The organism is Rudaea sp. (genome assembly GCF_057139185.1).
Map to the genome: position 1 here is coordinate 80,262 of NZ_DBNHDN010000044.1, position 19,159 is coordinate 99,420.

General features: G+C 67.1%; 14 protein-coding genes. 10 read left to right on the plus strand and 4 right to left on the minus strand.

Features of this window, described 5'->3' with window-relative positions:
* Positions 1 to 4 precede the first annotated feature (4 nt).
* Positions 5 to 1,117: a sugar kinase gene (locus tag AC16HO_RS14775; RefSeq protein WP_395641523.1), complete on the plus strand. Its 1,113-nt coding sequence runs from the start codon at positions 5 to 7 to the stop codon at positions 1,115 to 1,117.
* Between the two features lie 40 nt (positions 1,118 to 1,157).
* The gene (locus tag AC16HO_RS14780; RefSeq protein WP_395641522.1) at positions 1,158 to 1,346 is read left to right on the plus strand and encodes a tautomerase family protein; all 189 of its coding nucleotides are present in this window, start codon (positions 1,158 to 1,160) and stop codon (positions 1,344 to 1,346) included.
* Between the two features lie 3 nt (positions 1,347 to 1,349).
* On the opposite strand, the gene glnE is transcribed toward AC16HO_RS14780, so the two are convergent.
* Positions 1,350 to 4,199, minus strand: a complete 2,850-nt coding sequence (gene glnE, locus AC16HO_RS14785; RefSeq protein ID WP_395641521.1) for a bifunctional [glutamate--ammonia ligase]-adenylyl-L-tyrosine phosphorylase/[glutamate--ammonia-ligase] adenylyltransferase — start codon at positions 4,197 to 4,199, stop codon at positions 1,350 to 1,352.
* A gap of 296 nt (positions 4,200 to 4,495) precedes the next feature.
* Here glnE and AC16HO_RS14790 point away from each other — a divergent pair, with 296 nt between their 5' ends.
* The gene (locus tag AC16HO_RS14790; RefSeq protein WP_395641674.1) at positions 4,496 to 6,049 is read left to right on the plus strand and encodes a tetratricopeptide repeat-containing sulfotransferase family protein; all 1,554 of its coding nucleotides are present in this window, start codon (positions 4,496 to 4,498) and stop codon (positions 6,047 to 6,049) included.
* Positions 6,050 to 6,121: 72 nt separating this feature from the next.
* Here AC16HO_RS14790 and AC16HO_RS14795 read toward each other — a convergent pair whose 3' ends face one another.
* The 3 genes from AC16HO_RS14795 to AC16HO_RS14805 all read right to left on the minus strand — a co-directional run bounded on the left by AC16HO_RS14795 (position 6,122) and on the right by AC16HO_RS14805 (position 10,949).
* A complete protein-coding gene (locus tag AC16HO_RS14795; protein ID WP_395641520.1) occupies positions 6,122 to 8,941 on the minus strand; it encodes a TonB-dependent receptor domain-containing protein in 2,820 nt (939 codons plus the stop codon).
* 128 nt (positions 8,942 to 9,069) lie between these two features.
* Positions 9,070 to 9,861 (minus strand): LytR/AlgR family response regulator transcription factor, encoded by a 792-nt coding sequence (locus AC16HO_RS14800; RefSeq protein ID WP_395641519.1) that lies wholly within the window; start codon positions 9,859 to 9,861, stop codon positions 9,070 to 9,072.
* Complete coding sequence (locus AC16HO_RS14805) at positions 9,858 to 10,949, minus strand: sensor histidine kinase (protein ID WP_395641518.1); 1,092 nt, start codon at positions 10,947 to 10,949, stop codon at positions 9,858 to 9,860. Before AC16HO_RS14805 ends, AC16HO_RS14800 begins: the two co-directional genes overlap by 4 nt.
* A gap of 294 nt (positions 10,950 to 11,243) precedes the next feature.
* Between AC16HO_RS14805 and AC16HO_RS14810 the strand changes: the two genes are divergently transcribed.
* The 7 genes from AC16HO_RS14810 to ccoP all read left to right on the plus strand — a co-directional run bounded on the left by AC16HO_RS14810 (position 11,244) and on the right by ccoP (position 19,159).
* Positions 11,244 to 12,194 carry a helix-turn-helix transcriptional regulator gene (locus AC16HO_RS14810; protein ID WP_484335567.1) on the plus strand — a complete coding sequence of 317 codons (951 nt, stop codon included), beginning with the start codon at positions 11,244 to 11,246 and terminating at the stop codon, positions 12,192 to 12,194.
* 310 nt (positions 12,195 to 12,504) lie between these two features.
* Positions 12,505 to 13,353, plus strand: a complete 849-nt coding sequence (locus AC16HO_RS14815; protein WP_395641516.1) for a 2OG-Fe(II) oxygenase — start codon at positions 12,505 to 12,507, stop codon at positions 13,351 to 13,353.
* Between the two features lie 228 nt (positions 13,354 to 13,581).
* The gene (locus tag AC16HO_RS14820; RefSeq protein ID WP_395641515.1) at positions 13,582 to 15,744 is read left to right on the plus strand and encodes a protein-disulfide reductase DsbD family protein; all 2,163 of its coding nucleotides are present in this window, start codon (positions 13,582 to 13,584) and stop codon (positions 15,742 to 15,744) included.
* Positions 15,745 to 15,953: 209 nt separating this feature from the next.
* Positions 15,954 to 17,420, plus strand: coding sequence for a cytochrome-c oxidase, cbb3-type subunit I (gene ccoN, locus AC16HO_RS14825; RefSeq protein ID WP_395641514.1), 1,467 nt, complete (start codon positions 15,954 to 15,956; stop codon positions 17,418 to 17,420).
* A gap of 10 nt (positions 17,421 to 17,430) precedes the next feature.
* Positions 17,431 to 18,087 carry a cytochrome-c oxidase, cbb3-type subunit II gene (ccoO, locus tag AC16HO_RS14830; protein ID WP_395641513.1) on the plus strand — a complete coding sequence of 219 codons (657 nt, stop codon included), beginning with the start codon at positions 17,431 to 17,433 and terminating at the stop codon, positions 18,085 to 18,087.
* A complete protein-coding gene (locus AC16HO_RS14835) occupies positions 18,084 to 18,239 on the plus strand; it encodes a hypothetical protein (protein WP_395641512.1) in 156 nt (51 codons plus the stop codon). Before ccoO ends, AC16HO_RS14835 begins: the two co-directional genes overlap by 4 nt.
* On the plus strand, positions 18,236 to 19,159 hold the full coding sequence (gene ccoP / locus AC16HO_RS14840) for a cytochrome-c oxidase, cbb3-type subunit III (protein WP_395641511.1): 924 nt from the start codon (positions 18,236 to 18,238) through the stop codon (positions 19,157 to 19,159). Before AC16HO_RS14835 ends, ccoP begins: the two co-directional genes overlap by 4 nt.

The following is a 19,159-nucleotide window of genomic DNA, read 5'->3' on the forward strand; positions in this document are numbered from 1 at the left end:
CGGCATGACCGCACCATCGGACCCTGCATTCCCGACCGCCGCCTCGGACCAGCGCTGGGATTGCGTCGCGCTCGGCGAAGTGATGCTGCGTTTCGATCCAGGCGAGGACCGCATCCGCACCGCGCGCACGTTTCGCGTGTTCGAAGGCGGCGGCGAATACAACGTCGCGCGCGGGCTGCGCAAGACCTTCGGTCACAGCGCCACCGTACTCACCGCCCTGCCGCACAACGAGCTCGGCCTGCTCGCCGCCGATCTGATCATGCAGGGTGGCGTCGATACGAGTCATGTCGTCTGGCGCACCCACGACGGTGTCGGTCGCACCACGCGCATGGGCCTGAACTTCACCGAGCGCGGGTTCGGCGTGCGCGGAGCGCTCGGTCTGTCCGACCGCGCAAATTCCGCTGCCTCGCAACTGCGCGCGGATGAGTTCGACTGGCAGCACATCTTCGTCCACGAAGGCGCGCGCTGGCTGCACACCGGCGGCATCTTCGCCGCACTCTCCGAATCCACGGCGCAGACCGCGATCGCTGCGGTGTGCGCCGCACGTCAAGCGGGCGTCGTCGTTTCGTTCGATCTCAACTACCGCGCGAGCCTGTGGCACGCGCACCCGGACGCCAACGCCGCACGTCGTGTCTGTCACACGATCGCAGCCGAGTGCGATCTGCTCGTCGCCGACGATTTTGCGCTGGCCACGTGTCTTGGTATCGGCGCCGAGGCAGCCGTGCCGCGCACGGGTCCGATGGATCCCGCGCCCGCGACGGTGGCCGCGCAGCTCGCCCTCCGCACATTCCCTCAGCTCAAGGCCGTCGCGTTCACGTTGCGCGATGCGTACTCGGCCTCGCGCAACGCGTGGGCCGGCTTCCTGTTGACGCGAGCGGGCCTGCACGCCTCGCGTGAGCGCGGCGATCTCGATGTACTCGATCGCGTCGGCTGCGGCGACGCATTTCTCGCCGGCCTGATCCACGGCTTTCTCGCCGGCGCCGACGTGCAGCAAGCACTCGACCTGGGAGCCGCGCACGGTGCCTGGGCCATGACGACACCCGGCGACAACGCCAGCGCTTCGGCCGAGGAAATCGACGCCCTCGCCCACGGCGCCGCGGCTACGGTGCGGCGCTGATCGTGCCGGCACATGGTTTCATCACCAGCGGAGAGACGGTATGCCCGAAATCGTTGTCTATGCACTCGAAGGCCGCACGCCGGCGCAAAAGGAAGCGCTGATGAAGGCGATCACCGAAGTCACCGCACAGCATTTCGCGGTGCCCGCTGCCGGCATCGTCGTGCAGATCGTCGAAGCCAAGGCAGACTCCAAGTCCAAGGGTGGCGTGCCCTACGCCAAACGCGGCTGAGATTCAGGTCAGGCGCAACCCGAACCGCGCGGCGATGTCGATCACCGAGCGCGCATGGCGCAGCAGTTCGGCGCTGCGCTCGACCAGTCGCGGGCGCGCATCGAGCGTGCAGGTCAGCGAGCGCGCGAGCAGCGTCGCATGCGCATCGGCGAGCGCGCGCGCCTGTCCGCGCTCGAGCAGTCCGACCTGGCGCGCAAGTGCGATAAGCGTTGCCGTGTTGCCGTTGCGCAGCAACGTGGCATGTTCGCGCGCGTGGATCAGCACCAGCGCCTGAAGCAGGAATTCGATGTCGAGCAACGCTCCCTGGCCCTGCTTGAGGTCGAACAATTCCGCGGTCGAGCGGTCGCGCTCGACGCGCCAGCGCTGGCGCATGCCGATGACCTGTTCGATCACGTCGCGCGCGTCGCGCGCCTGCGCGAGCGTGGCCGTGCGCACCGCGGCGAAGCGTGCGAGCGTGGCCGCGTCGCCCGCGATCGGCCGCGCGCGCACGAGCGCCTGCTGCTCCCACACCCAGGCGCGCTCGCGCTGGTAGTCGGCAAACGATTTCATGCTGGTGACGAGCAGGCCCTTGCCGCCGTCCGGGCGCAGACGCACGTCCACTTCGTACAACCGACCGGCGTGCGTCTGCAGGCTGAGCCAGGCGACGATGCGCTGGGCGATGCGTGCGTAGTAACGCGCACCATCGAGCGGGCGGGCGCCATCGCTTTCGACGTACGCGCATTTTTCGTCGTAGACGAAGACAAGATCGAGATCGGAGCCGAAGCCGAGTTCGGCGCCGCCGAGGCTGCCGTAGCCGATCACGGCCAGGCCCGCATCGCCGTCCAGCCGGCCGTGCTGACGCTGCATCTCGTGCATCGCCATGGCCAGCAACTCGGCGACGACGAAGTCGGCGGTGTTCGACAAGCCGCGCGCGGTCGCGGCAGCGCCGAGGTGGCCACCGCGATAGGCAAGGCCGACGCGGAACGCGGCGCTGTTCTTCTGCTCCTGCAGCACGGTCAACCGCGTCTCGGCGTCATCCGCCGGCACGTTGGCGAGATGCCGGCGTGAGGCAGCGACCAGTTCGTCGTGACTGGGCGCCTGCGTTTCCATGCGCGCATCGAGCAGGTCGTCGAGCAACAGGGGGTGCGCGATCACGCGCTCGGCGAGCAGCGCGCTGTCGGCGAACAAGGCGACCAGGCGCCGGCGCGCGCCGGCCTGTTCCTCGAGCAGGGCAAGATAGGCCGAACGCCGGATCACGCCGTGCAGCAGACGCAGCAGGCGATCCAGACAGACATCGGGGCCGACGCTGCGCGCGGCCTCCTCGATCAGCGTCGGCAGCAGCGCGTTGAGACGGGCGTGACCGCGCGCCGACATCGTCTGCGCGGCGTGGATCAAGGCCACGACTTTGGCGTGCAACGCGGCCGCATCGTGGTAGCCGAGCGCGTGCAGCACCGCCGCATCGGCGCTGCCGTCGGCGACGCGCTGCACGTAGCCCGTCGCCTGCGCGGCGACGGGCCGCGCGTCGGTCTGCAGCGGCGCCATCACCTCGGCGAAAATCGCGGCGACGTCGGCGCGTGCGCGCGCAAGTTCGACGGCCAGGATCTGCGGCTCAGGGCAGCCCAGCGCCTGCGCGAGGCGCGCGCGTGCCGCGCCATCCTCCGGCAGCGTGTGCGTCTGCTCGTCGCGGAACATCTGCACGCGGTTTTCGACGCGGCGCAACAGCAGGTAGGCGACGCGCAGGCGCCGGGCACGGTCAGTCGCGATCACGCCGAGCTGCTCGCAAGCGGCGAGCGCGGGCAGCAAGCCGCGCTCGCGCAGCGCCGGTTCGCGCCCGCCACGGATCAGCTGCAGCAGTTGCACGATGAACTCGATCTCGCGGATGCCGCCGGCGCCGAGTTTGAGATTGCCTTCCAGATCCTTGCGCGCGACTTCGGCGTCGATCAGCGACTTCATCTCGCGCAGGCCGGCGAAGGCGGTGTAGTCGAGGTAGCGGCGGTAGACGAACGGCCGCAGCGCTTCGATCAGCCGCTTGCCGCTGCGCAGATCGCCGGCGACCGGCCGCGCCTTGATCCACGCGTAGCGTTCCCAGTCGCGTCCCTCGCGCTGGTAGTACTGCTCCATCGCCGCGAACGAGAACGCGACGCGACCGGCGCTGCCGAATGGACGCAGGCGCAGGTCGACGCGATAGACGTAGCCGTCGATCGTGATCTCGGCGAGCAGCTTCACCAAGAGTTGTCCGAGTCGTGCGAAAAATGTCTCGTTGGCGAGCGAGCGCGCCGTGCCGGAGCCGGCGCCGTCAGTCTCGCCGTTCTCGTCGAAGGCGAGGATCAGGTCGATGTCGGAGGAAAAATTCAGATCGGCACCGCCAAGCTTGCCCATGCCGACGACGACGAGGCGTTGCGGTGCGCCGTCCCGTGCGCGAGGTACGCCGTGGCGGCGGATCAATGCGCGCTCGCCGAAATCGTGCGCGGCGACGAGGCAGGATTCGGCCAGCGCCGTCGAGCCCGCAAGCGTCTGCTCGACGCCGTCGAGGCCGTTGACGTCGCGCCAGATCAGGCGCACCGCTTCGCGCCGCCGGTAGCGACGCAGCGCGCGCATCGCCTCGGCTTCGTCCAGCGTCGGATCGAGCGCGAGCGGTCGTGTATCAGCGTGATGCGGGTTGGCCATCAGCAAAAGGCCATTGGCATTCAACAGTTCGGGATCGCGCTGGAAACTTTCCCAGGCGAAATCGCTGGCAAGCAGCACGCGGCGCACGCGCTCGTCCACGCCGGCGTCGTCATGCAGGACCACGCCAGCCTCGCGGCAGCGCGCGAGCAGTTGGGCGTAGCGGTCGGTCAGAAATGCGTCAAACGCGGACTTCAAAGCGGTGGGCAAGGCAAAACCTGTCGTCGGGAAACGAGCGCCAAGCATGGACCAAGTCGGCCCGGTTTGGCAGCGGTACGCGCGCACCGGCGGCGAGAATGGGCGGCTCCCGCCAGCCACATTTGTCCCGTGATGGCTACAATGGCGTGCCACGCACGTCTTCCCGCCCAGGGAAGAAAATGCAGGTTTTGATGCAACCGCGCCGCGCCGGAACAACCGCTGCGGAAGCCCATGAACGGTCCGTTCCCTGACCATGCCCAGGACAGCCCCTTGCATTTGCAATTGACCGGAGCGCGGCAGTGAACGCGATGGACGACCGCCTCTGGCTCAAGGCACAACGCTACCTCGCAGGCAATCAATTGACCGCGGCGCGCATCGCCTGCGAGGCACTGCTGCAACGCGCGCCCGATCATGCGGACGCGCGCCTGCTGCTCGCCGGCATCCTGCTGGGTGAGAAGCGCGTACGCGAGACCGCGGCACAGCTGCTCGCCGCCGCGAATTCCGGGGCGACGTCCGCAACCCTGTCGGGCAAGATCGCACTGGCGTTGTTGCGTGTTGGCGAGACGCGCGCCGCGCGCGACTGCGTTGCGCGAGTGCGGCCGGCCGCCCTCGCCTCCGGCCCCGACTGCGCTGTGCTCGCGCACGCGTTGCAGACGATCGGCGAGCACGAAGACGCGCTCGCGATGGTCGCGCGCGCACGCGCGCTGGGCTTCGACAATGCCGATCTGCGTTACTTCCACGCGATCCAGCTGATCTTCAACGGCAAGCTCGACGCCGCCGCGGGCGAACTCGAGGCCTGCCTGCGCCTGCAGCCCGGCTTCGGCCGCGCTGCGCTGTCGCGCGCGCGCCTGCGCCGGCAGACGCACGCGACGCAGCACCTCGACGACATCTGCCGCCGCCTCGGCGTCGTCGAATGGGGCAGCGTCGATCATGCCGCGCTGGAGTTCGCCCGATTCAAGGAGCTCGACGACCTCGGCGACCATGCCGATGCGTGGGGTGCGCTGGAACGCGGCAACGCGATCATGCATGCGCGCCTGCCCTGCGACCGCGCGCGCGAGGAAGCGCTCGTCGAGCGGATGATCGCGCTGTCGACCCGCGATTTCCTGCAACCCGCGCCGGCGGCGACCCACGCCGGCCCGCAGCCGATTTTCGTCATCGGCATGCCGCGCAGCGGCACGACCGTGCTCGAACGCATCCTCGGCAATCATTCGCAGGTTTCCGCGGCGGGTGAACTCGACGATTTCGCGCATCAATTGCGCTGGCAGGCCGATCATCATGATCGCACGCTGCTCGACCCCATGCTGCTCGAACGCATGCGCGGCCTCGACTACGCCAACATCGGCGCGCGCTACCTCGCGCAAACGCAGTGGCGCGCGCGCGGCAAGCCGTACTTCGTCGACAAGTTGCCGTCGAACTACTTCCTCGCCGGCGCGATCCATCGCGCGCTGCCGCAGGCGCACATCCTGCACATGTCGCGCGATCCGATGGACGTGTGTTTTTCCAACTACAAGGCCTTGTTCGGCGACGCCTGCGCCTACAGCTACCATCTGCCTTCGCTCGCCGCGCAGCATCGCCACTACACGCGCCTGATGCGGCATTGGCATGCGGTGATGCCCGGACGAATCCTCGATGTGTCCTACGAGGACCTTGTCGCCGCGCCCGAGACGCAGGCGCGACGAATTCTCGACTTCTGCGGCCTGTCGTTCGAGGCTGGCTGCATCGACATTTCGCGCAACGCCGCGCCGGTGGCGACGTTGAGCACGGCACAGGTGCGCGAAGCGATACACGATCGCGCCAGGGGCGAGTGGCGCCGCTACGCGACGCAATTCGGCGGCATCGGCGATCTGCTTGCGATGAACTGAAAAAAGCGGGGCCGATATTCCCGCCCCGTCGGCTCAACCACAAGCACGTTCCGTTGCGCAGGCTGCCTTCCGCTACTTGCCGCCGAAATGCACGTCGAGTTCGAGCCAGTACTGGCGACCGTAAACGTTGTAGTTGCCGAAGTTGTAGTACGGCAGCACGGTGTTGGTCGGGTCGTTCGGCGGGTTCTTGTCGAAGATGTTGTTGACGATAAAGGTGAGCGAAGCCATGTCGCCAAAACTGTAGCCGACGCTGCCGTTGTACAGCGTCCAAGCCGGCAGCGTGCCTGCGCCCGGCGTGGCGTAGCCCGCCGCGGCGAGCGTGGAACGGTAGTTCGGCGTCTTGCCGTAGCGGGTGCCGCGCAGCGTCACCGACCAGGCGTCGCGCTGCCAGCCCAGCGTACCGCTGAAGATGCTCTTGAACTCGGTCGAGTTGAACGGATCGTGCAGCAGGTCGATTTCGGCGTCGCCGGGCTGCGGAATGGCGGTGTGCTTCATCGTCACGTTGTAGTTCGCACCGAACAGGAAATCACCGAAGCGATCGGTGCGCAGGCGGTAGTTGCCCGAGAACACCAGGCCGGCAACGCGCTCGCTGGCGATGTTGACCGGGTCGTTGTCCACTTCGAGCAGTTGCAGCGGCACCGGCGCATTGGCCGGGTTGCGCACGATACGCGACAGCGCCTTCACGCAGGTCGGCGAATTGATGTCGAGCACGCCGGTGCGGCATTCGAGTTCCTGGCGCAGGAACAGGTCGCGATCCTCGCGCTGCACCTCGTTTTTTATCTTGACGTCATAGTAGTCGACCTTGACGTTGGCATCCGCGGTCGGCGACCAGACCACGCCGTAGCCGAACGAGCGCGCAGTGATGAATTTCAGGTCGCGGTTGCCGTGATGCTGGCTGAACACGGCGGTCGGGTTGTAGTCGCAATCCTCGATCGGTACATCCGGTTCCTGCACGTGGCAGCGGTAGTAGTCGGTCAGCTGGGTGAACGAGCCGGACAGGCCGGCGAAGGTATAACCCATGTCCGGCGCGCGGAACGCGGTCGCGTAGCTGCCGCGGAACAGCAGCGTTTCCAGCGGGCGATATTCGAGGCCGAGCTTCCAGGTTGGCTTGCTGTCGCCGCCGCCGCCCTCGTTGCTGTAGTCGTCGTAGCGCGCGGACACGTCCGCGGTCAGCGTCGACAGCACCGGTACGCGCAGTTCGCCGGCCAGCGACCAGACGTTGCGCGTGCCCGCGCCGGACGTGCCGCTGCGGCCGTAGAATTCGCCGGCGAGCAGCTCGGGCTGCGCCGGGTTGCTCCATTTCTGCTGGCCGATCTGGGCGATGCCGGCGATGCCGACGCTGCCCGCCGGCAAGGTGAACAGTTCGGTATTGGTGACCTGCAGGTTGAGGTGCTCGGTCGAGGTCTTCGACTTGCTCGCGATCATGCCCTGGAAGCTGCGGTACTGCGCCGGCGTCAGCATCTGGTAGAACTTGCTCGCGTCGGGTTCGTAGATCGGGTAGCCGCCGTCGGTCGTGCCGAGCTTGGGACCGAGGAACTGCTGCTCGAAGAATGCGTCTACCTTGTCTTGCAGCGGCCACAGTTCTTTGGTCTTGTCGAAGTATTCGGAGCGGTCGTAGTAAGCGTCGTAGGTCCAGTTCGACGAACCGATCGCGCCGCGTGCGCCGCCGTAGAAGTTGTAGGCGCGCTTGAGCTCGAACACGCCCTGCACGTCGAGGCCGCCCGCTTCTTCCGGCGAGAAATAGTGCTGGAAGCCCTCGACGCGGCCGGTGGCGCTGTTGAAGAAATTGCCGGGACCGACGTTGCCGCCGTTCGATTGCCACACCTTGGCGCCGTCGCCGTAGCGCGAACTGTCGGCGTTGTAGAGCAGCGTCGCATACAGCTCGACGTTGTCGCTGAGGCGATCGGTGAAATGCAGGTAGGCGGCGGCGGAACGGTCGGCGCTGGTCAGAGTGGAATCGTAGGCCGCTTCCTCGGTAGTGCCGCAGTAATAGCCGCGGCCTGTGCGGAATTTGTACTGAGTCGTGCCGTTGTAATTGCCGGCTACCGCGTTGCAGTTGGATGCGCCCGGATCCACGTAGCGCGTCGCGCCGCTCGGCGTCAGGTAGCTGTAGAGCATGGTGCGCGTGGCAAAACGCGTGGCCGTGTTCGGATTGCCGGTCGTGGAAAAGAACGGAGGACGCTGGAAGCCCCACACCGGATTCTGGTTGCCCAGCTGCAAACCCCCGGTCAGGTTGATGCCGTTGTCGAAACTGTGCCCGCCGAGCAGTTCCAGGCGCTGGCTGGCGCCGCCGCCACGATCGAAGCCGCCGACGCGATAGTTCAACTCGACGCCTTCGACCTTCTGCTTGAGCACGATGTTGATCACACCGGCGATCGCGGCCGAACCATAGATCGAGGACTGGTTGCCCGGCAGGACATCGATGTGATCAACCATGCCCATCGGGATGTTGGTCAGGTCGACGAAGTTGCTCTGCCCGTTGTAGAGCAGCGGATAGTCGGCAAGCGGATGGCCGTCGATCAGGGTCAGCGTGAATGCGGGATCGAGGCCGAGCAGGCTGAGCGTGCCCGCGCCCTGAGTGAAGCCGCCCTGGAACTGGCCGTCCTGCACCGAGCCCGTGGCCAGCGGCAGCGCGCGCAGCGCGTCGTAGACGTTGCCGAAGCCCTCGCGTTTCATCTGCGCGGCGGTGATCGTGAGCACGGGCGAGGCGGTTTCGATCTGCGCCTGCGGGATCAACGAGCCGGTGACGACGACGGTTTCGAGCTGGTTGGAATCCTTCTTGTCCGTGGCGGAATCCGCGGCAGCGGAGTTTTGTGCCCGGGCCGGAGGCGTTTGTGTGATCGCGGCAAGGGCAATGAAGATCGCCGTCGCCAAAGGCAGCCGTTTGGTCATGTTTTCTTCCTCGAATCGTGGGCAATGGCGCCGCGCGCAACATTCGCAAACGCGGCAGGCCGTTGCCGCATGGTGCGCCGACGCGCACGCCGCCCGCTTTCAAAAATTTGACTGAAATCGCGTACGGCCTAGCCGGCCAGACGCTGCATGACCTGGCTGCGGAAGCGCCGGCTCACCGGCACCTCACCGCCGCCGCGCAAGACCGCGACGAGGTTGCCCTTGAACATCTCCTCGAACGAGGCGACCGCGTCGATGCGCACGAGCGCGGAACGGTTGACCTGCACGAAACCCTCGCCGGCTACGCGCCGGGCCACGTCGGCGAATGGGCCATCGATGCGATGGCCGGTCTTCGTGCAATGCAGGATGCAGTCACGACCGTCCGCCTCGATCCAGCGCACGTCGTCGAAGCGCACGATCAGGAAGCGACCGTGCTCGCGCACGACGAAGCGGCCCAGGCCCGGCTTCGCTTCGACCGGCGCAGCGACGGATTCGAGCGTGCCGGTCAGCGCAGCCTGGACGCGTTCGACCAGCGACAGTGCCTCGCGTTCCTGCAGGCGTCGTTGCGCCAAATCGAGCGCGCGGTGCAGGCGCGCGCTGTCGAATGGCTTGAGCAGGTAGTCAGCAGCGTCGATCTCGAACGCGGTGCAGGCATAGTGCCGGTATGCGGTGACGAAAATCACGCTCGGCGCCGGATCGCGGCTCGCCGCGAGCATGCGCGAGAAGCCGATGCCGTCAATGCCGGGCATCTGGATGTCGAGCAGGGCCAGGTCGACGCGCTGTGCGGCGACGGCGTCGGCCGCCTCCTCGCAATTGCGACATACGGCAACGACGTCGAAGTCCGCGCGCGCGCGGACCAGGCGCGCGAGGCGTTCGCGTGCGAGATCCTCGTCCTCGACCACGAGCACGTTCAGGCGTTTCATGCCGCCCGCCCCAAGACCGGCGCACGGTCGGGTACGACGATGACGACGCGATAGTGCCCCTGGCCGACGAAACCGGCCTCGAAACACGCGGCTTCGTCGTAGAGCAGCGCGAGCCGATCGCGGCAATTCGGCAAAGTCATGCGCATGCCCGCATCCGTCGCCGACGGCGGCTGCGCTCCGGTGTTCTCGATCTCTATGCGTATCTCACCACCATCGCGCCACGCGCGCAGCGCGATTTCGCCCCCATCGAGTGAGCGCGCGATGCCGTGGCGGATAGCGTTCTCGACCAGCGGCTGCAACAGGAACGACGGCAGCCGGCGATCGAGCAGCGCATCGGCGACGTCGATGCGCGAGCGCAGGCGCGCGCCAAGGCGCACGCGCTCGACCGCGAGATAGGCTTTGACCAGGACCAACTCCTCGCCCAGCGTCGCCGTCGCGCGCTCGCCGTGATGCAGCAGCATGCGCAGCATGTCGGCGAGGCGCACGGTGAAGTGCTGTGCCTTCGAGTTTTCCTCGAGCATGGCGACGAGTGCGTTGAGCGCGTTGAACAGGAAATGTGGCTGCATCTGCCGCTGCAGCGCGGACAACTGCGCGGTCGCCGCCTGCGTGCGCAACGCTTCGCGCGCGAGCGACTCGTCGCGCGCCCGACGGAAATAGATCCCGGCGTTCGCGCACGCCGCCGTCGCCAGATAGCACATCACTCCCCAATGCGCCTGTGTCGTCAGCAGTCGCACGACACGCGCGGGAAAAGCCGCCGGCATGCCGAACCATTCCGCCTCCACCTGCATTGCCGCCGCCACGATCGCCGCATGCAGCACAATGAAGACGAGGGCCGCCGCCGCCTGCAAGGCGAACGCACGCCACTTCCAACCCCGCCATTCCAGCGGGTGTCGCTGACAGAACACGATGACGAACGGCGCCAGCACCCCCCAGACGTACCAGATGATCGCGTTCCAGCCGAGCATCGGGGCGAAATCCATGTCCTCGCCGCGCACAACATATTGCATCTGCGTCTGGAAAGTCGTGATCGCCGTCATCGCTGTGGCGGCGACGAGCGCGATCAATCCATAGCGTCGCAGGTTTTCCACCCGCAGTTCTCCCCGACCCGGCACCGCCGAAGTGCGATGTTTTTCGTAGTTCTACGTGCGTGTGCGCGTTGTGACCAGTGCCTGAAGTCATCCACACGGCGATATCGCGTCCACTGCGCGCCACCGCCGACCGCATTTCCAGGCTTGCCGCCGCCGTATTCGTGCTCGCGCCGCGACCGCCGGTGCCGGCCGCGCAACCGTTCGTGCCAAAACCGTTTCGCGCACGCGCGCAAGCGCCGAGCCTTACCGTCGGATGCGGCACTACGCGCCGCGCGGGGGTTAGCCACGATGAACATGCTGAGCAACCCTGCGTTGCGCGAAATCCAATCCGGCCGCGGCGTGTCGCCATGGCGGGCGCCGCCGCGCGGGGAAGCGGTCGCCACGCCGGAGCCGTTCTGCGTCGGCATTTCCGCCGCGGACCGGATCCTGCGCCAGACCCGCCAAGTTGCGCTCGGCCAGCATCGCAGCACGCACACGCACACGCACCGCGCGAGCTGTGCCTACCTCCTCTTCCATCGCAGCAGCGTGCGCCTGCGCACGCCCACAGGCGGCGAGGAAATCGCCACCCCGCTGCACGTGAGCATGCACGCGCCGGGCGAGATCCACGCGCGCGAGGCGCTGAACGACGAAGGCCACGACTGCGACTTCATCGCCGTCGCCCCGCGACTGCTGCAGCGGCTGCGCATGGGCGTCGCGGGCATCTACGTCACCAACGACGGCCTGTTTCCATCCGGTGCATGCGAGACGACGCCGGAAATTTTCCTCGCCCGGCGCCGGCTGTTCAGTGCCGCCTCGCGCCCCTGCACGACGCTGAATTCACACCAGATCGACGCGGCGGTCGAACGGCTGCTGGCTCTGATCTTCGACCGCGCGAGCGCACGCCATCGATTCCTGTGCGGCCAGGCGCGGACAATCCGCGGCCGGCGTATCCAGCTCGTCGAGGACGCCAAGACGATCCTTGCACGCGAATATCAAACCGACTTGACGGCAATGGGGCTCGCCTATCGGCTGCACTGCTCAACCGCCTATCTTTCGCGCACGTTCCACGCCGCAACCGGATTCCGGCTCGTCGACTACCGCCACGAGCTGCGCCTGCGCAGGGCTGCGTACCTAATCGAGCGAGCAGACGCGGAAATCGGCGAAATCGCCGTGCGTGTCGGCTTCGCCAGCCACAGCCATTTTTCCAGCGCGTTCCACCGGCGCTTCGGCATGACGCCGTCGGAATATGTGAATCCGTCGGCGTAGGCCGGCGCTACCGTCGCGCGGCAGGCAGGTCAAGGCCGCCTTCCAATGCGTCGGACGCACTTCGCCCCACGGCACTTCGGCGCAGCAGTTTGCGGGGGGCTGAAACGAAAAAGCCCGCCGCGATTGCTCGCGACGGGCTACCCTCCCCCACAAGCCCTAGGGCTTCGTGTGGCCGCATTGGATTACAAATCTTTCACGCGCGCACGTCGCGCCGCATCAATTCGGCACCGTACGCACAAACTTCCCGCACATCCCGTCAATACGATTCGCCGGCTAGACTTGTTTCCCGCGAATGACGGACGGAAGCGGAATGAATGCCCATGTACAGGTGCCGGAGGAATGGCGCGATTGGATCGCGCGCAATCTCGTCCGCGGCTGCGATCCGGAAATGCTGATCGCAGACATGGTGCGCGCGGGCTTCGACGCGCAGGCGGCGCGAAACGTCGTGTCCGGCCTGGCCGACGGCGACGCCGCCGAGCCCCCCGCGAGCCGCGCCTACGTCCACGAAACGCCGCGCCTGCCCGCCGGCAATCTCATCCGTACGCCGGATCGCGACGTGCGCGTCGTGCTGCGTGTCGAACAGCCGACGATCGCCTTCGTCGACAGCCTGCTCGATGCGGACGAATGCGACGAACTCGTGCGTCTGTCCGCCCACCAGCTGGTACGTTCGACCATCGTCGACCGCAGCCACGGCGGCGCCGGAGTGACCGCCGGGCGCACCAGCGATGGCATGTATTTCCCGCTCAACGCCGACCCCTTCATCGCGCGCCTGGACCGGCGCATCGCCGCGCTGATGAACGCGCCGGTGGAGAACGGCGAAGGCTTGCAGATCCTGCACTACCGCACCGGCGGCGAATATGCGCCGCACTACGACTATTTCGCGCCCGAGGACGCGGGCAGTCGCACGCATCTTGCGCAGGGCGGGCAGCGCGTGGCGAGCCTGGTGATCTACCTCAACGACGTCGACGACGGCGGCGCGACCGTGTTCCCGCTGCTCGGCCTCAGGCTCGGGCCGAAGAAAGGCGCGGCGGTCTACTTCGAATACAGCAACAGCCTGGGCCAGGTCGATGCGCGGACCCTGCACGGCGGCCTGCCGGTGCTGCGCGGCGAGAAGTGGATTGCGACGAAATGGATGCGCCAGCGGCGCTACGGCGCGTAATCCGGCGCCGCAAGCCGCGGGCCGCGACGGGCGCGCGCCCGAAAATGCGTGTCGCGCACGACTGAACCGCGCCGGCCGCAAAGCGCATCCACCTCCGTGCCGCCGGGATTGCGCCGGGCACGCAGGAATTTGCCGCTTGCGGTCACGCGATGCGCCGCGCCCTGAAAGCGCGGCCGGCCGGCACCGGTCTTTCCTGTCCACGGACACGAACTCTGCGACAATTCCCGGATGAAATTCCTGCCTCGCTCCATCCTTCTGGCCGCCCTCGCCTGGCTGACCACCGCGACCGTCCTCCATGCCGCGGAAACCGACGAACTGCTGCCGGTCGAACAAGCCTTCGTCGTCGGCGCGAAAGCACTCGATCGCGACACGGTCCGTCTCGACTGGAAACTGGCCGAGCACTACTACCTCTATCGCGAGCGCATCAAGGTGACCACGGCCGACGCCGGTGTCGCCCTTGGCGCGCATGAGCTGCCTGAGGGCGAGAAAAAGCACGACGAGTTCCTCGGCGACGTCGAGGTCTATCACCGGGATTTTTCCTCGAAGCAGAAGTTGAACGCACCGGCTGGCGTCGCGCAGATCACGCTCGCGGTGCGCTATCAGGGCTGTCATGAAGTCGCGCCGAAGATCTGCTATCCGCCGCATACGGTGAAACTTGCCGTCGACTTGCCACCCGCGATCGCGCCGACGGCCAGCGACGCGACGAACCTGCTCAGCGGCGGCGGAGCAGGCGGTGCGCTCGATACGGGCGAGCCGCTGCCGGTCGACAAGGCCTACGTCTTCGAAGCGATTGCGACGAGCCCGGGCGAAGTGCTCGTGCGCTTCACCATGCCGAAAGGCTACTACCTCTATCGCGACAAGACCTCGTTCCACGCGGACAACGCCTCGCTCGGCGCGCCGCGCTGGCCCGAAGGCAAGCTGCACGATGACGCCAGCTTCGGCAAGACCACCGTGTATTTCGACCAGGTCGAAGTGCCGATCGCCGTGTCCGGCCTGGCCGCCGGGCAACCGCTGCGCCTGACCTCGACATTCCAGGGCTGCCTCGAGGGCAGCGTCTGCTATCCGCCGACGATGCGCAGCCTCGCGGTGACGATGCCCGCCGACGCAGCGGCAACGGACACCGGTCGGGGCACCTCGCAACAACAGACGCGGCCGGCGGCAAGCGGAGGATCACTGCTCGCCGCGCTGTTCGCCGCGCTGCTCGGCGGCCTGATCCTCAACCTGATGCCGTGCGTGCTGCCGGTGCTGTCGCTCAAGGCAATCTCGATCCTCGAGGGCGGCGAATCGCCCCGGCACGCGCGCAAGCACGTGCTCTGGTACGCCGCCGGCGTGCTGCTCTCGTTCGTCGCGGTCGGGCTCGCCGTGATCGCGCTGCGCGAGGCAGGCCTCGCCTATGGCTGGGGTTACCAGCTGCAGCAGCCGCTGATCGTCGCGATCCTGGTCTACGTGATCGTCGCGATCGGCCTGTCGCTGTCGGGCGTGGTCCAGTTCGGCGTCGGCCTGACCAATGCCGGACAGGGCTTGGCCTCGCACTCCGGACCGGCCGGCGATTTCTTCACCGGTGTGCTCGCAGTCGTGGTGGCAAGCCCTTGCACCGCACCGTTCATGGGCTCCGCGCTCGCGTTCGCGTTCGCGAGTTCGACGCTGACCGCGTTCCTCGTGTTCATCGCGCTCGGCCTGGGGCTGGCATTGCCGTTCCTGCTGATCGGTTTCGTGCCGGCGTTGGGCAAACTGCTGCCGAAGCCCGGCGCGTGGATGGAGACGCTCAAGCAACTGCTCGCGTTCCCGATGTACCTGACCGCGGCGTGGCTGATCTGGGTACTCGGCAACCAGCGCGGCGTCGATGCGATCGGCCTGGTGCTCGTCGGCGTGATCTTGCTCGGTTTGGCGCTCTGGTGGTTCGAGCACAGCCGCTACGCCAACGGCGCCTGGCGCGCACTGGCGCTCGTCGCGCTGCTGCTCGCGCTGCCGCCGCTGTACGCGATCGCGCGACTCGACCGCCCCGCGGCGGCACAGAGCACCAGCACCGATCACGTCGCCTTCAGCCCGGCCCGGCTCGACGAACTGCGCAAGTCGGGCAAGGCGGTGTTCGTCGACGTCGGCGCGGACTGGTGCACGACCTGCAAGGTCAACGAGCGCGCGGTGCTGCATACCGACGCGTTCCGCGCCCTGCTCAAACGCACCGACACGACGTTTATGGTCGCCGACTGGACCAATCCCGACCCCGACATCGAGGCCTTCCTCGAGAAATTCCATTCGGTCGGCGTGCCGCTCTACGTCGTCTTCCGCAAGGGCGAGGAAGGCCGCGCCTTGCCGACCGTGCTGACCCAGGCCACCGTCCGCGACGCCATCGAGAACGCCGATACGCAACAGCGTAACGCGGCACCGTGAGCATGGAATCCACCGCCGCATCCGGCTGATCGCGTCCACGGGCAATATCCACCGCGACGAATTGCCCCGGCCGCAACGGTGGACAGAACCGCGCCGTAGGTAGAAGATTCCCGGGCCATCAACGGCTCGGCCGGGCACGTTTGCGGCGAGCGGGTTCGTCCATGCCGCAGCCTGATCCGGTCGATGCACCATCGCTCACGGGAGTATCGATGCAAGCTGCCGAAACCTACAACGACCATGTCGTGCGCCTGTTCCTGCTTGCCTCGGCGGTATGGGGCATCATCGGCATGCTCGTCGGCATGTACGCCGCGGCCGAACTGGCCTGGCCCGCGCTCAACTTCGGCATTCCCTGGCTGACCTTCAGCAGGATCCGCCCGGACCACACCTTCGGCGTGATCTTCGCCTTCGGCGGCTCGGCGCTGATGGGCACCTGCTACTACGTCGTGCAGCGCACCGGACATACGCGCCTCGCGCTTGGCCGCGTCGCCAGCTTCACTTTCTGGGGCTGGCAGCTGGCCTGCGTGCTGGCGATGGCGACGATGCCGTTCGGCATCACGCAGAGCAAGGAGTACGCAGAACCCGAGTGGTTCGTCGACATCCTCGTCGCCATCGTCTGGGTCGCATTCGGCAGCGTGTTCTTTGCCACGCTGGCGCGACGGCGCATCCGCCACATCTACGTCGCCAACTGGTACTACGGCGCATTCATCATCGCCGTGGGACTGCTGCACATCGTCAACAATCTCGCGATTCCGGTGTCGCTGTGGAAGTCGTACCCGATCTACTCGGGCGCGGTCGATGCGATGGTGCAGTGGTGGTACGGGCACAACGCGGTCGCGTTCTTCCTCACCGCGGGCTTCCTCGGCATGATGTATTACTTCGTGCCGCGCCAGGCGCAGCAGCCGCTGTGGAGCTACCGCTTCTCGATCGTCAATTTCTGGGCGCTGATCTCGGTGTACATGTGGGCCGGTTCGCACCACCTCATGTACACCGCGCTCCCGGACTGGGTGCAGTCGGTCGGCATGGCGTTCTCGCTGATCCTGCTGATGCCGAGCTGGGGCTCGGCGGCGAACGGCCTGCTCACGTTCAACGGCTCGTGGGCACGATTGAAAACCGACCCCGCGGCGAAGTTCATGGTGCTGGCTCTGGTGTTCTACGCGGCGGCGACATTCGAGGGATCGATGATGGCGATCAAGACCGTCAATTCGCTCTCCCACTACACCGACTGGACGATCGCACATGTGCACTCCGGCTCGCTCGGTTGGGTCGCCATGATCACGATCGGCTCGCTCTACGCGATGGCCCCGCGCGCGCTGGGCCAGCCGGCGATGTATTCGCGCAAGGGCATGGAAGTGCATTTCTGGCTGCACCTGAGCGGCACGTTGCTCTACGTCATCGCGATGTGGTGGGCCGGCGTCACCGAGGGGGTGATGTGGCGCGCGACGAGCGCCGACGGTTCGCTCACCTATTCCTTCCTCGACAGCCTGATCGCGGTCAAGCCGCTGTACGCGCTGCGCTGGCTGGGTGGCGTGCTGATCTGGCTGGGCATGTGGGTGATGGCATGGAACCTCTGGTACACCGCGGCCGATGCCCGCGCGCACCTGATCACGCCGATCCCGGTGCCGATCCCGGAACCCGATGTCGACCAGATCCCGGCGCCGCTGCCGGCGCAAGGCTGAGGGACAGGACATGGCACGCGGATACAAGTATTTCGAAGCGATCGAGAAGCACGCGGGACTACTCGCCGTGCTCACCGCGATCATGGTGTCGATCGGCGGACTCGCCGAGATCACGCCGATGTTCATGGAAGCGAACAAGGTGCAACCGGCCGCCGGCGTGCTGCCGTACGATGCGTTGCGCCTCGCCGGCCGCGACATCTACGTGCGCGAAGGCTGTTATCTCTGCCATTCGCAGATGATCCGCGCCCTGCGCTTCGAGACGCAGCGCTACGGCCACTATTCCGTCGCGAGCGAATCGGTCTACGACCGTCCGTTCCAGTGGGGCAGCAAGCGTACCGGCCCCGACCTCGCGCGTGTCGGCGGCAAATATTCCGACGTCTGGCAGCGTCTGCACCTGCAGGATCCGCGCAAGGTCGTGCCCGATTCGAACATGCCGGGCTATCCGTGGCTGGAGAAGACGCCGCTCGACGCGGCCGACATCCAGGCGCGCATGCGCGTGCTGCGCATGCTCGGCGACCCGTACGTCGATGCCGACATCGCCGGCGCGCCCGCAGCGCTCGCCGGCAAGAACGAGCTCGACGCTCTGGTCGCCTACCTGCAGGGCCTCGGCGTCAAGAACGAGCCAGCTGCCGCAGCCGCGCCCGCGGGCGACGGAGGCACGCCATGAGTCCGTTCTGGGGCAATTTTGCCGGCGTGATCACCACGCTGCTGCTCGCGGCCTTCATCGGCATCTGGATCTGGGCGTGGAGCGGCCGCCACCGCCGCACCTTCGATGCACTCGCGCGCGTACCCATGCAGGACGGGGAGGATCGGCAATGAGCGCATTCTGGTCGGCATGGGTGATGTTTCTGATCGTGCTCAACCTCGGCATCACGCTGTTCCTGTTCCTCTGGGGCCAGCGCGTCGAGATTCCGACGCGCGCCGACGGCACCAGCGGCCACGTCTGGGCGCACGGCGTATTGCGCGAAGGTGTGCGCAGGCTGCCGCTGTGGTGGGTGTTGCTCTCGGCGAGCATGTTCGTGGCCGGCTTCGCCTACCTCGCGCTGTATCCGGGATTCGGCAGATCCAGGGGCCTGCTCGGCTGGACCTCGCACGACGAGCTCGCGGCGGCGACGCAACGCAACGACGCCGTGCTCGGCGACCGCATGCAACGCTACTCGCTGTACCCGATCGAGGAGCTTGCCCGCGACGGCGGCGCGACGCGCATGGGGCACGTCCTGTTCGAGGACAACTGCGCGGCCTGCCACGGCCGCGAGGCTACCGGCAACCCGCTGCTCGGCGCACCCAACCTCGCCGACAACGACTGGCTTTACGGCGGCGACGGCAAGGCGATCATGACCAGCATCCTCGACGGCCGCCACGGCGTGATGCCGCCCTGGGCCAGCCTCGGCGAGGACAACGTCGTCAGCCTCGCCAACTACGTGCTCAGCCTGTCCGGCGCGGCGCATGACGATGCCAGGGCCGCGCAAGGCAAGGCGCTGTTCGCGACCTGCGCCGCCTGCCACGGCGCCGAAGGCAAGGGCAATCCGGCGCTGGGCGCGCCCAACCTCACCGACAACATCTGGCTGTATGGCGGCGACCTCGCCAGCGTCGAGGAAAGCATTCGCCACGGCCGCGGCGGCGTGATGCCTGCTTGGCGCGCACGTCTCGGCGAAAACGACGCGCGCGTCATCGCCGCGTGGATTTATTCGCTTTCGCACGGCAATGCTGGCAGCGGAGCGCCCGCCGCGGCCCGGTAG